Source organism: Sphingomonas endophytica, assembly GCF_014199415.1.
GTDB lineage: Bacteria > Pseudomonadota > Alphaproteobacteria > Sphingomonadales > Sphingomonadaceae > Sphingomonas > Sphingomonas endophytica.
Genome location: NZ_JACIJN010000008.1, coordinates 58,159 through 69,823, shown reverse-complemented (window position 1 = coordinate 69,823; position 11,665 = coordinate 58,159). Strand labels below are relative to the sequence as shown.

Annotated in this window: 12 protein-coding genes and 2 tRNA genes; 8 read left to right on the top strand and 6 right to left on the bottom strand. The window is 68.2% G+C overall.

All coding sequences use genetic code 11. From position 1 onward, the window contains the following. Window positions 1–15: 15 nt before the first annotated feature. Window positions 16–1,017, bottom strand: a complete 1,002-nt coding sequence (gene gap, locus FHS97_RS12485) for a type I glyceraldehyde-3-phosphate dehydrogenase (RefSeq protein WP_184038195.1) — start codon at window positions 1,015–1,017, stop codon at window positions 16–18. Window positions 1,018–1,158: 141 nt separating this feature from the next. Between gap and FHS97_RS12480 the strand changes: the two genes are divergently transcribed. The 4 genes from FHS97_RS12480 to FHS97_RS12465 all read left to right on the top strand — a co-directional run bounded on the left by FHS97_RS12480 (window position 1,159) and on the right by FHS97_RS12465 (window position 2,584). After that, window positions 1,159–1,347: a hypothetical protein gene (locus FHS97_RS12480; protein ID WP_184038182.1), complete on the top strand. Its 189-nt coding sequence runs from the start codon at window positions 1,159–1,161 to the stop codon at window positions 1,345–1,347. Then, window positions 1,347–1,652, top strand: coding sequence for a cell division protein ZapA (locus FHS97_RS12475; protein ID WP_184038179.1), 306 nt, complete (start codon window positions 1,347–1,349; stop codon window positions 1,650–1,652). The genes FHS97_RS12480 and FHS97_RS12475 overlap by 1 nt, the downstream gene beginning before the upstream one ends. 186 nt (window positions 1,653–1,838) lie before the next feature. Continuing rightward, complete coding sequence (locus FHS97_RS12470) at window positions 1,839–2,381, top strand: 5-formyltetrahydrofolate cyclo-ligase (protein ID WP_184038176.1); 543 nt, start codon at window positions 1,839–1,841, stop codon at window positions 2,379–2,381. Continuing rightward, window positions 2,378–2,584: a DUF2842 domain-containing protein gene (locus FHS97_RS12465; protein ID WP_184038173.1), complete on the top strand. Its 207-nt coding sequence runs from the start codon at window positions 2,378–2,380 to the stop codon at window positions 2,582–2,584. Before FHS97_RS12470 ends, FHS97_RS12465 begins: the two co-directional genes overlap by 4 nt. Before the next feature lie 18 nt (window positions 2,585–2,602). On the opposite strand, the gene FHS97_RS12460 is transcribed toward FHS97_RS12465, so the two are convergent. The 4 genes from FHS97_RS12460 to FHS97_RS12445 form a co-directional block, all read right to left on the bottom strand. Beyond that, window positions 2,603–2,679, bottom strand: a tRNA-Asp gene (locus FHS97_RS12460). A 99-nt stretch (window positions 2,680–2,778) separates the two neighbouring features. Further along, window positions 2,779–2,855: transfer RNA gene (locus FHS97_RS12455), tRNA-Asp, on the bottom strand. Window positions 2,856–2,901: 46 nt separating this feature from the next. Next, entirely contained in the window at window positions 2,902–4,092 is a 1,191-nt protein-coding gene (locus FHS97_RS12450; protein ID WP_184038170.1) for an AI-2E family transporter, read from the bottom strand. A gap of 53 nt (window positions 4,093–4,145) precedes the next feature. Further along, complete coding sequence (locus FHS97_RS12445; RefSeq protein ID WP_184038167.1) at window positions 4,146–4,880, bottom strand: Crp/Fnr family transcriptional regulator; 735 nt, start codon at window positions 4,878–4,880, stop codon at window positions 4,146–4,148. Window positions 4,881–5,098: 218 nt separating this feature from the next. On the opposite strand from FHS97_RS12445, the gene FHS97_RS12440 reads away from it, so the two are divergent. From FHS97_RS12440 to FHS97_RS12425, 4 genes are all read left to right on the top strand, one after another. Further along, window positions 5,099–7,135, top strand: coding sequence for a 3-hydroxyacyl-CoA dehydrogenase NAD-binding domain-containing protein (locus tag FHS97_RS12440; RefSeq protein WP_184038164.1), 2,037 nt, complete (start codon window positions 5,099–5,101; stop codon window positions 7,133–7,135). After that, window positions 7,132–8,310, top strand: a complete 1,179-nt coding sequence (locus FHS97_RS12435) for an acyl-CoA dehydrogenase family protein (RefSeq protein ID WP_184038161.1) — start codon at window positions 7,132–7,134, stop codon at window positions 8,308–8,310. Before FHS97_RS12440 ends, FHS97_RS12435 begins: the two co-directional genes overlap by 4 nt. Window positions 8,311–8,657: 347 nt before the next feature. Further along, on the top strand, window positions 8,658–9,785 hold the full coding sequence (locus FHS97_RS12430; protein WP_184038158.1) for an acyl-CoA dehydrogenase family protein: 1,128 nt from the start codon (window positions 8,658–8,660) through the stop codon (window positions 9,783–9,785). Beyond that, on the top strand, window positions 9,782–10,681 hold the full coding sequence (locus tag FHS97_RS12425) for an acyl-CoA thioesterase (RefSeq protein WP_184038155.1): 900 nt from the start codon (window positions 9,782–9,784) through the stop codon (window positions 10,679–10,681). Before FHS97_RS12430 ends, FHS97_RS12425 begins: the two co-directional genes overlap by 4 nt. On the opposite strand, the gene FHS97_RS12420 is transcribed toward FHS97_RS12425, so the two are convergent. After that, the gene (locus tag FHS97_RS12420; protein ID WP_184038152.1) at window positions 10,666–11,583 is read right to left on the bottom strand and encodes a hypothetical protein; all 918 of its coding nucleotides are present in this window, start codon (window positions 11,581–11,583) and stop codon (window positions 10,666–10,668) included. The two genes, FHS97_RS12425 and FHS97_RS12420, sit on opposite strands and share 16 nt — an antisense overlap. Between the last annotated feature and the right edge of the window lie 82 nt (window positions 11,584–11,665).

Genomic DNA, 11,665 nt, shown 5'->3' with positions numbered 1-11,665 from the left:
GCGCGCCTCCCGCCGTCAGCCGAGCTTGGCCATCGCCGAGGCGGTGTCGACCATGCGGTTTGAAAAGCCCCATTCATTGTCGTACCAGCTGACGACACGCACCAGCTTGCCGTCGAGCACCGCGGTCTCAAGGCTGTCGACGGTCGACGAATAAGGCGTGTGGACGATGTCGATGGACACCAACGGCTCGTCGGAGAAGTGCAGCACGCCCTTCATCGGACCGTCCGCCGCCGCCTTGAGCAGCGCATTGACCTCGTCCTTCGTCGTCTCGCGCGCCGGCATGAAGGTCAGGTCGACCAGGCTGCCGTCCGGCACCGGCACGCGCACCGCCGAGCCGTCCAGCTTGCCCTTCAGCTCGGGCAGCACCTCGCCCACCGCGCGCGCCGCGCCGGTGGTGGTCGGGATCATGCTCATCGCCGCCGCACGCGCGCGACGCAGGTCCGGGTGGATCTGGTCGAGGATCTTCTGGTCGTTGGTATAGGCGTGGATCGTGGTCATCAGGCCGCGCTCGATACCGATCGCATCATTCAGCACCTTGGCGACGGGCGCGAGGCAATTGGTGGTGCACGACGCATTCGAGACGATCGTGTGGCCAGCCTCCAGCTTGTCATCGTTGACGCCATAGACGACGGTGATGTCGACGCCCTTGGCCGGCGCGGAGATCAGCACCTTCTTCGCACCCGCGTCGATATGCTTCTGCGCGCTGGCGCGGTCAGTGAAGAAGCCCGTGCATTCCAGCACGATGTCGACGCCCAGTTCCTTGTGCGGCAGGTTGGCGGGATCGCGCTCGGCAGTGACGCGGATGCGCTTGCCGTCGATCACCATGTCCTGCCCATCGGCCTCGACGGTGCCGGCGTACTTGCCGTGGACGCTGTCGCGGCTGAACAGCCACGCATTGGATTTGGTGTCGGCCAGATCGTTGATCGCCACCAGCTCCAGCTCGCTGCCGCGCTCCAGCAATGCGCGCGCCACCAGCCGGCCGATGCGCCCGAAGCCGTTGATCGCAACCTTCGTCATCGTCAGTCCTCCGCCAATTCCGTCCAGATGCGGCGGCTTTTGCGCAGGTGGACGCGCACCCGTCAACCGCCCCGCTGCAGCGACCGTCCGGCGCGCAAGCTACTTGTCGCGCCGCGCGCGCGATCCTATCGCTTTGCCGCTATGGACAATCCCGCGATCGCCCGGCTGGACGCCGCCATCACCCGCGTCGAAAACGCGATCGCCGCGCGCCATGCCGCCGATGCGCTGCTGGAGCGGCGACATGCCACGCTGAAAGCGACGATGGCGCAGGCGGTGGTGGCGCTCGACGCGATCATCGCCAACGCCGCCGAGTCGGAGGCGCAGCGCTGATGGCGATCGTCACGCTGCGCATCGGCGACACCAATTACGACCTCGCCTGCCGCGACGGCGGCGAGGCGCGGCTGAAAGAGGCCGCGGCGTTGATCGACGAGCGTTGGGAGCTGGCGCGCCGCGCTGCCGGCGCGGGCGGTGCCAACCGCGCGATGCTGCTCGCCGCGCTGATGGTCGCCGACGCGCTGATCGACGCGCGCAACGCGCCGCCCCCCGAGACTCCGGAGGGCGTCGCACTCGACCAATTGTCCGAACGCCTCGAATCGATCGCCGCGGCCCTTGAGCAAACGCTGCCGAGCGCCTAGATTGGTGGCGGCGGGTTCTGCCCGGTACGAGCCTAGAGAAATCCCTGAGGCTATTCATCATCCATGGGGGTTGTCCCTGCCCGGGTCCTGGCCCGACGCACATGATCCCCACCTGACGTACTGGGCGTCAGTGGATAATCCGGCAAACGACCATGGCGGTCCCGCCACCCGCCATATGGTGCTTCGATGAGCGACAAGATCAGCTTGCGCGCCACCGCGCGCCTCGCGCGTGCCACCTTCGTCGCGGCGCCGCACCCGCCGATCCGGGTCGATGCGCGGTTCGTGGCGCTGCTGACCCCGGGGATGATCGTCGCGAGCTATGTTCCGATCGGCAGCGAGGCCGATCCCGCCCCGCTGGAACAGGCGGCGCTCGCCGCCGGCTGCACACTCGCGCTGCCACATGTGGTCGATCGCGCGACGCCGCTGTCGTTCCTGCGCTGGACACCGGGGAGCGGGTTGCAGAACGGGCCCTTCGGGTTGCGGCAACCCGCGCATGACGGCGTGCCGGTCGCGCCCGACGTGGTACTGACGCCGCTGGTCGCCTTCGACGGCGCGCTCAACCGCCTCGGGCAGGGCGCCGGGCATTATGACCGCGCGTTCGCGGCTTTTCCCGGCGCGCTGCGGATCGGGGTGGCGTGGAGCGTGCAGAGGATCGACGGACTGACTGCCGATCCATGGGACGTGCCGCTGCACGCCGTCGCAACCGAACAGGAGTGGATCACCGCATGACACCTTCATGGCGCAAGCCCGCCGGGATGCTGATCATCCTGCTGCTGATTTTGCTGTGGTGCGTGGGCATCGCCTCGCTGTCCGCGACGATCGGCCGCTGGCACCGCGCGGTGCAACTGCTCTTCTATGTCGTGACCGGGATCATCTGGATCACGCCGCTCAAGCCCTTGCTCCGCTGGATGGAGACCGGCCGCTGGCGCTGAGTCTGAGCCACTGATGAGTGGCGCGAGTGACGGGGCTCGAACCCGCGACCTCCGGCGTGACAGGCCGGCGCTCTAACCAACTGAGCTACACCCGCATTCCTAACGCGAGCCACGAATCGGCGCGGCGTCGCGCCCGCAAGATCGCATGTTTCGCGTCATCCTCGCGACGACCACAAACCAACCCGCAAAAGGGATGGCGCGAGTGACGGGGCTCGAACCCGCGACCTCCGGCGTGACAGGCCGGCGCTCTAACCAACTGAGCTACACCCGCTTGTAGAAGCGTGAGGCGCGCCAACTAGGCGGCACGCCCCCCCCTGTCAACGACTATCGGCGACTTTTTCGACGACGGCGACCTGCTCCTCCTGACCGCGCATCAGCGTGCCGTCCTCGAACAGGAAGCCGGCGATGTCGGGGCGGCCGGCGGCGGACAGGATCGTCTGGACGATGATCAGGATCGGCACCGCCAGCAACGCGCCGACCGTCCCCCACACCCATCCCCAGAAGCTGATCGAAATGAGGATCATCACCGGATTGATGGTCAGGCGATGCCCGACGATCAACGGAGTCACGACGTTCGCCTCGATCAGATGCGCACCGTACATCAGCGCGGGCGCGGACAACGCGGTCCAGACGTCGGAGAAGGTCATCAGCCCGCCGATCGCGAGCAGCAGCGCGGCGACCACCGGCCCGAAATAGGGCACGTAGTTGAGCAGGGTGACGATCCCTCCCCACATCAGCGGGAACGGCATGCCGAGCAGGTGAAGCGCGCCGGCGACCACCGCGCCGAGCAGGATGTTGATGATGGTGATCGTACCGAGATACGAGGACACCGCGTCGACCATCTCCTGCAACACCCGCGCGGTGGTCATCGCGCCGCCGAAGCTGGCGCGGCCGGTGATCATCTTCTCGCGCATCCGCGTCCAGCCGGACAGGAAGAAGAAGGCGACGAGGATCGCATAGAAGGTCTGGACGATCACCGCCGGGGCCGAGGTGGCGGCCAGTTCGACGATCGAGCTGGGCGGCGCCACCGCGGCGGTGGCCGATGGCTTGACCGGAGTGGTGGCGATCTGGCGCAAGGTGCGGTTCGCGTAACGTTCGAGGCTCGAGTATAGGTCGAGGATCGGCGCTAGGTTCGCCTGGATGCGGTGGATGCGGCTCGGCAGCAGCCGGAAGAATTCGGTCGCGGGCACGACGATCGCGGCCAGCGCGACATTGGCGATCACCAGAAACAGGATCACGCACAACAGCGCGGCGATCGGCGACGGCAGCCGTCGCCGCTCCAGCCATTCGAGCAGCGGGATCAGCGCGAGCGACACGACCAGCGCGATCGCGGTCGGCATGAAGAATTCCGCCCCCGCCTGCAGCGCGAACGGCAGTCCGAGCACCAGCCCAATCCCGGCCGTCAGCGTCAGCCCGGCGAGCAGGCGGTCGCGCCGCAGCGGCGGGTCGATCCCCGCCGCGGTCGGTGCCGGGATAAACGGTTCGGCGGGCGGAGATTGGTCGGGCATGTTCGTCACCTACGGGCAATTACCACGCCCGGCCAAGCTTCTTCGCGCGCCGCTCAATTCGCGCCATGCCACAGGCCGGTTTCGAGGTAGAGATAGTCGGGATCGAATTCGCCGAGCCGCGCCAGCCGGTCGTGATCGGTGATCCGCACCACGCCGCGCGCGAACTCGGCCAGCCCGGCCTCGCGCAGCCGCCGCAACATGCGGTTGACGTGGACGCTGGTGAGGCCGAGCGCCTCGCCAAGATCCTGTTGTGTCAGGGCGAAGTCGAACGCGCCGCCGTCCGCTGCCCCGACCGCCCGCAGCCGGTGGTAGGTCTCCATCAGGAAATGCGCGAGCCGTCCAGCGGCGTCGAGGCGGCCGATGCGGAAGATCCATTCGCGGTGGAGGGCGGCGTCGAGGAGGGTGGAGCGCCACAACAGGCGGGTCAGATGCGGGTGCTCGACGAGGATCTTGTCGATTCGGGCGTGCGGTATGAGCGCGATCCGCGCCTCGGTCAGCGTTCCGACGTCATGGTCGAGCCGCCGCAGCGGATAGCCGTGCAGGTCGACGAAGTCGCCGGGCAGTTGCAACGCCACCAATTGGCGGAAGCCGTCGCGCGCATCCATGTAGCGGCACATCACCCCGTCGAGCAGCAGCGTGCTGTACGTCACCGCCTCGCCGCGGCGCGTGACGATGCTGCGCGCGGGCAGGCGCTCGACCCGCTCGACCGCGCTTTCGAGCACATCCTTTTCAGCCTGCGTCAGTCCGCTGCGGCCACGCCCACGTAGAAAGTCCTTCGTCACGCGCATCGACCAGCCGTCCCCCGTCCGTCTCTTTTTCGGGGTGCAGGATTAGGCGGGGAAGCGGTCGAGGGACAAGCCCGGCCGGCATGCGACGTGCGCGGCGTCGCGGCGGGTGCCGATCGTTGTCGCGGTCCGCACAAGGATGATTGCGCCGCCCTCCCCTGACACGATAGACAATCAGCGATTCGAAACAACGGTATGCCGAACCGAGGAGAAGCAGCCCCATGACGTCGCATAGCATCGAACGGTCCGGGCCGATCCGTACCGAAAGGGAAGGCGATATTCTCGTCATCGTCGCCGATTCGCCGCCCGTAAACGCGCTGGGTGCCGCGGTTCGCGACGGTCTGGAGGCCGCGGTGAAAGCCGGGGTCGCAGATTCGAGCATTTCGGCGATCGTGATACGTTGCGATGGCCGGACCTTCTTCGCCGGCGCCGATATCGGTGAGTTCGGCAAGCCGCTGCAGGGCATTCCGTTGCCGACCTTGGTCGATGTGATCGAGGCGAGCCCGACCCCGGTGATCGCCGCCATCCATGGCACCGCGCTGGGCGGCGGGTGCGAGGTGGCGCTCGGCTGCCATTACCGCGTCGCCGTCCCCTCGGCGAAGCTGGGCACCCCCGAAGTGAAGCTGGGGCTGCTGCCCGGCGCGGGCGGGACGCAGCGGCTGCCGCGGCTGGTCGGGGTCAAGGCGGCGCTGGAGATGATCGTGCTCGGCAATCCGGTGTCCGCACAGGCGGCGGCGGACATGGGGCTGGTCGACAAGGTGGTCGGCGAGGACACGCTGGCCGCCGACGCATTGGCTTTCGCGCGCGAGGTGGCGGGCAAGCGACCGATCCCGCGCGTCCGCGACCGGCTCGTCGCGCCCGATCCAGCCGCGATCGAGGCGTTCCGCAAGACGCACGGGCGCAAGCTGCGCGGGTTCGACGCGCCCGAGGCGTGCATCACCTGCGTCGTCGCCGCGACCGAACAGTCGTTCGAGGACGGGCTGGCGGTCGAGCGCGAACAGTTCATGGCGCTGATGAACGGCACGCAATCGGCGGCGCAACGGCACCTCTTCTTCGCCGAGCGCAAGGCCGCGAAGATCGACGACATCGACGCCGCCACCCCGCTGCGCCCGATCAAGCGCGTCGGCGTGATCGGCGCGGGGACGATGGGCGGCGGGATCGCGATGAACTTCCTGTCGGCGGGCGTGCCGGTGACGATCGTCGAGATGCAGCAGGAAGCGCTTGATCGCGGCACCGGGGTGATGCGGCGCAATTACGAGGCGAGCGCCGCCAAGGGCCGGCTGCCCGCGGATGCGCCCGACAAGGCGATGGGGTTGCTCTCCCCCACCCTGTCGCTCGACGATCTCGGCGATTGCGACCTCATCATCGAGGCGGTCTATGAGGATATGGGCGTCAAGAAGGACATCTTCACCAGGCTCGACGCGATCGCCAAGCCGGGCGCGATCCTCGCGAGCAACACCAGCTACCTCAACATCGACGAGATCGCCGCGGTGACGAAGCGCACCGGCGACGTGCTGGGGATGCACTTCTTTTCACCCGCGAACGTCATGAAATTGCTGGAGGTGGTGCGCGGCAGGCAGACCGCGCCCGACGTGCTGGCGACGGTGATGGCGCTGGCCAAGAAGATCCGCAAGGTCGCGGTGGTCGCGGGCGTGTGCGACGGGTTCATCGGCAACCGGATGCTGATGCCGCGGCAGGTCGAGGCCAACAAGCTGTTGATGGAGGGCGCGACCCCCGAGCAGATCGACCGCGTGCATGTCGCGTTCGGGATGCCGATGGGACCGTTCCAGATGGCCGATCTCGCCGGGGTCGATATCGGCTGGCACCGCGATCCCGGCCGGATCGAGAACATCCGCGACGCGCTCGCCGCCGAGGGACGCTGGGGGCAGAAGAAAGGCGCGGGCTTCTACGATTATGACGAAAAGCGGAACCCGACGCCGTCGCCACGCGTGGCCGAGATCATCGACGACTTCCGCGCCAAGGAGGGCGCGACACCGCGCGCGATCAGCGACGACGAGATCGTTGCGCGCACGCTCTATACGATGGTCAACGAAGGCGCGCTGATCCTTGAGGAAGGCATGGCGCAGCGCGCGTCGGACATCGATGTCGTATGGGTCTATGGCTATGGCTGGCCGGTCTATCGTGGCGGACCGATGTTCTGGGCGCAGAGCGAAGGTGCCGAAAAGGTGATCGCCGGGCTGGAGCGCTACGGCTTTCCGGTCGCCAAGGGGCTCAAGACCGGGGAGGCGTTCAAGTGAGCGATCTCGATACCTTCCGCGAAGAAACACGCGCGTGGCTGGACGCGAACTGCCCGCCCGAGATGCGCGCGCCGATCGTCTCCGATAAGGACGTGGTGTGGGGCGGGCGCGACCAGTCGCGGCTGACCGCGCCGCAGAAGACGTGGCTCGACCGGATGGCGGCGCGCGGCTGGACCGTGCCCGACTGGCCGAAAGATTATGGCGGCGACGGGCTGAGCGCGTCGGAGACCAAGGTGCTGCGCGAGGAGATGGCGCGGATCAAGGCGCGCAACCCGCTCAACAGCTTCGGCATCTCGATGCTCGGGCCGGCGCTGCTGAAATACGGGACCGAGGCGCAGAAGCTGGAGCATCTGCCCAAGATCGCGCGCGGCGAGATCCGCTGGTGCCAGGGCTATTCGGAGCCCAACGCCGGGTCCGACCTCGCGAGCCTCGCGACCAGCGCCGAAGATGCCGGCGATCATTTCGTGGTCAACGGGCAGAAGGTGTGGACCAGCTATGCCGATCAGGCCGACTGGATCTTCTGTCTGGTGCGCACCGACAAGACCACTAAGCAGGGCGGGATCAGCTTCGTGCTGTTCGACATGGCCTCGCCGGGCGTGTCGACCAAGCCGATCCTGCTCATCAGCGGCTATTCGCCGTTCTGCGAGACGTTCTTCGACGATGTGAAGGTGCCCAAGGCCAATCTGGTCGGCGAACTCAACAAGGGCTGGGACGTCGCCAAATATCTGCTCGGGCATGAGCGGGAGATGATCTCCGGCATGGGGCTGTCGGGCGGCGGCGATGCGTTGGTCGAGGGGGCGCTGGCGACGGTTGGGGTCGATGCTGAGGGGCGGCTCGCCGATCCGCTGCTGCGTGCGCAGATTGCGATGTACGAGGTGCGCGCGCTGGCGTTCGCGGCGCAGAGCGAGCGGTTCATCGACGAGCTGAAGGCCGGACAGGCGCATCCCGCGCAGCCGAGCATGATGAAATATTACGGCACCGAGCTGAACAAGGCGCGGCACGAGCTGGCGATGGCGGCGGGCGGGTCGGACGCGATCGAATGGGAGAGCGAGCGCTCGGGCGGCGGGCGCGCGGCGCGGGCGTGGTTGCGGACCAAGGCGAATTCGATCGAGGGTGGCACGAGCGAGATCCAGCTCAACATCGTGGCGAAGCGGATATTGGAATTGCCGGGGTGATCGTGCGGGCCGGTCGCGTGAAACGCCGTCGCCCCTGCGCAGGCAGGGGCCTATGGCTGTCGAATGGAAATGCTGCGGTGGCTGTCGGTGAGCGGGCTGCGTGTGTCAGATGATCCGGCACACGAAACAGACATGGGCCCCTGCCTGCGCAGGGGCGACGGTGGAGGTGGCGGGGGCGGTCTTTGACTCAGAGTGCGCGCAAAGCCCTTTCCCGTCACCCCGGACGTGATCCGGGGCCGCGATCCTGCCGGGCGGTCGAGAAGAAGAAGCGGAGTCCCGGGTCGAGCCCGGGACGACGGATATGTTGACGATAGAGCCCTGCCCCATGGGCCTGAACGGAGGATGCGATGCCGCTTTTCCTGAATGACGAACAGACGATGCTGCGCGACACCGCGCGCGATTTCGTGGGCGAGCATGCGCCGGTCGCGCACCTGCGGCGGCTGCGCGACAATGACGACGCGACCGGCTTCGACCGCGCGCTTTGGAAGCAGTTCGCGGAGATGGGGTTCACCGGCATCCTGATCGGCGAGGAGGCCGGCGGGCTGGGGCTCGGGCATGTCGAGGCGGGCGTGGTGCTGGAGGAGATCGGGCGCAACCTGTCGCCCTCGCCCTTCCTCACCACCGCGGTCGCCGCGGTGGCGGCGCTGGACGGGACCATGCAGGCGGAACGCTGGTTCCCCGGCATCCTGTCGGGCGAGACGGTCGCGGCGCTCGCGATCGACGAGGGACCGAAGCACCGCGATCGCATCGCGATGCGCGCGGAGCGGTCCGGCAACGGCTTCCGGCTGAGCGGTGCCAAGCAGTTCGTGACGCACGGCCATGCCGCCGACCTGCTGATCGTCGCGGCGCGCACCGCCGGTAGCGACGAGGATGACGAGGGCATGACGCTGTTCGCGGTGCCCGCCGACGCCGCCGGCCTCACCACGACCGCCGAGCGGCTCGCCGACAGCAGCATCGCCGCGCGGCTGACGTTCGAGGGGGTCGCGGTCGACGGTGATGCGGTGATCGGCACGGTCGATGACGGGCGCACGCCGCTCGACCGGCTGTTGCGCGCCGGGCGGACTGGGGCGTCGGCGGAGTTGCTCGGCGTCGGTGGTGGCGCGATGGACATGACGGTCGCGTACCTGAAGCAGCGCAAGCAGTTCGGCGCGTTGATCGGCAGCTTCCAGGCGCTCCAGCATCGCGCCGCGCATCTCTATGCCGAGCTGGAGGTGGCGCGGGCCGCGGTGTTGAAGGCGCAGCAATTGCTCGACGCCGGCGATGCGGCGGCGGATCAGGCGGTTTCGGTGGCGAAGGCGATGACGGGGCTTGCCACGACGGTGTCGGTGCAGGAAGGCGTGCAGATGCACGGCGGAATCGGCATGACCGACGAATATGACATCGGCTTCTTCATGAAGCGCGCCCGCGTGCTCGCCGAGATGTTCGGCGACACGAACTTCCACGCCGAGCGCGTGGCGCGCGGGCGCGGCTATTGAGCGACGCGCCCTCCCCTGCCGAACTGGTCGCCGATCTGGTCGATCTGCTCGACGTCGAGGAAATCGACACCGACCTGTATCGCGGGCGGCGCTCGACCGGCGGGGTCGGGCGCGTGTTCGGCGGGCAGGTGATCGCGCAGGCGTTGCAGGCGGCGCAGCGCTCGGCGGGCGAGACCGACAAGGTGGCGCACTCGCTCCACGCCTATTTCATGCGCGCGGGATCGGAGGAACATCCGATCATCTACCGCGTGGTGCGCGATTTCGAGGGGCGCAGCTTCGCGACGCGGCGGGTGATCGCGATGCAGCGCGGCACGCCGATCCTCAACATGGCCGCCTCGTTCCAGCGCGCCGAGGACGGTTTGGCGCATCAGGACGCGATGCCCGACGTGCCGCCCCCGCAAGCGTTGCAGGACGAGCAGACGTTGCGCGCGGCGGTGGCGGACAGGATTCCGCCGCAGCTTCGCGAGCAGTTGCTCCGCCCGCGCGCGATCGAATATCGCCCGGTGACGCCGCGGCACTGGACCGAGCCGACCCCGGCCCCGCCGGTGCATCATTACTGGTTTCGCGCGGTCGCGCCGGTCGGTGACGATCCGGCGATGCACCGCGCGGTGCTTGCCTATGCCAGCGACATGATGCTGCTGGGGACGTGCATGTTGCCGCACGGCGTGACGTGGATCACGCCGGGGATGCAGACCGCCAGCCTCGACCACGCGTTGTGGCTGCACGAGCCGGCGCGGACCGACGACTGGTTGCTCTATACGATGGACAGTCCGTGGGCGGGGCACGGGCGCGGCATGAACCGCGGGCGGATCTTCACCGCCGACGGACGGCTGGTGGCGAGCGTCGCGCAGGAGGGGCTGGTGCGGATGCGGGCGGTCCGTCAGCCGGGGAGATAGCCGCCGCGTTCGAGGATGGCGCGGAGTGCATCGGGGAAAGTGGTGAAGCGCGTCGTGCGCCCGGCGGGACAATTGCGGCCCGCCCATTGCGACACCGGGATGTCGCACCACTCCCACGAGCGACCGTCTCGTTGATAATGCTTCATCATTGCCGCCCAGGCGGTGGTCAACCGACCCGCTCGGGCCGCATCAGCGACATAGGCGGCGCAGGCACCGTTGCGGTCGCGATCGGTGGAGAAGCAGCGCGGGCGCAACCGCGCCATATCGGCGAGGAAGACCGGGCGTAGCGCCGGGTCGCGGCTCTCGTTCACGAGCCGGCCCGCGCCGACCGTGACGATCAACGGCGGGCGCGGCGTGCACGCGTTGCAGCCGAACACCGTACCGAACGCAGGGTCCTGAAGCACCAGATCGATCTTGCCGTCGCCCGAAAGGTCGCGCGGTCCGTCTTCGATCTGGCCCTGAAGCCTGATTCCGGCAGCCTCCGATGTGGCGACCGTATATCCATCCGGCGTCGGCACGATGAGCTGCAGGGTCAGGTCGCCGCTCGAGCCGCCCGACTGGCTCTCGACGATGACACCGGGGCGCGGATCGTCATGCCGCAGCTTGACCACGGCGATGCGGGCATAGGCACCTTCACGGTCGGTCTTGACCGTGAGCGGGACCACGCCGGGCGCGGTGACGGTGACCTCCGCCTGATTGTTGAAATGCTCCCATGAGCAGGTGTCGTCGCCTCTCGATTGCGCCGGGCATGGCAGCGGGGTGACCGCGACCGTGATGCCGCCCGAGGTGAAGGTCAGCGGCTTCTTCTCCCACGACCGCCATTCCCGGGAGCGCCCGGTCGGCACTTCGGCGGGCGCGGCCCCGATCAGCAACCCGAGCACCGCCAGTGTCACGATCCGCATGTCACATCCTTCCGCGAAGCCGCCGCGCAGCAGGATGTGCCGGGCGGTCGACGCCCGCAATCCGATCCGCCGCCGCCCGCTC

Bases quoted from the DNA above. Each gene is read 5' to 3' on its own strand.
- FHS97_RS12450 (WP_184038170.1), bottom strand. From the start codon at position 4,092: ATGCCCGACCAATCTCCGCCCGCCGAACCGTTTATCCCGGCACCGACC.
- FHS97_RS12445 (WP_184038167.1), bottom strand. From the start codon at position 4,880: ATGCGCGTGACGAAGGACTTTCTACGTGGGCGTGGCCGCAGCGGACTG.
- FHS97_RS12465 (WP_184038173.1), top strand. From the start codon at position 2,378: ATGACACCTTCATGGCGCAAGCCCGCCGGGATGCTGATCATCCTGCTG.
- gap (WP_184038195.1), bottom strand. From the start codon at position 1,017: ATGACGAAGGTTGCGATCAACGGCTTCGGGCGCATCGGCCGGCTGGTG.
- FHS97_RS12430 (WP_184038158.1), top strand. From the start codon at position 8,658: ATGCCGCTTTTCCTGAATGACGAACAGACGATGCTGCGCGACACCGCG.
- FHS97_RS12420 (WP_184038152.1), bottom strand. From the start codon at position 11,583: ATGCGGATCGTGACACTGGCGGTGCTCGGGTTGCTGATCGGGGCCGCG.
- FHS97_RS12480 (WP_184038182.1), top strand. From the start codon at position 1,159: ATGGACAATCCCGCGATCGCCCGGCTGGACGCCGCCATCACCCGCGTC.
- FHS97_RS12470 (WP_184038176.1), top strand. From the start codon at position 1,839: ATGAGCGACAAGATCAGCTTGCGCGCCACCGCGCGCCTCGCGCGTGCC.
- FHS97_RS12475 (WP_184038179.1), top strand. From the start codon at position 1,347: ATGGCGATCGTCACGCTGCGCATCGGCGACACCAATTACGACCTCGCC.
- FHS97_RS12440 (WP_184038164.1), top strand. From the start codon at position 5,099: ATGACGTCGCATAGCATCGAACGGTCCGGGCCGATCCGTACCGAAAGG.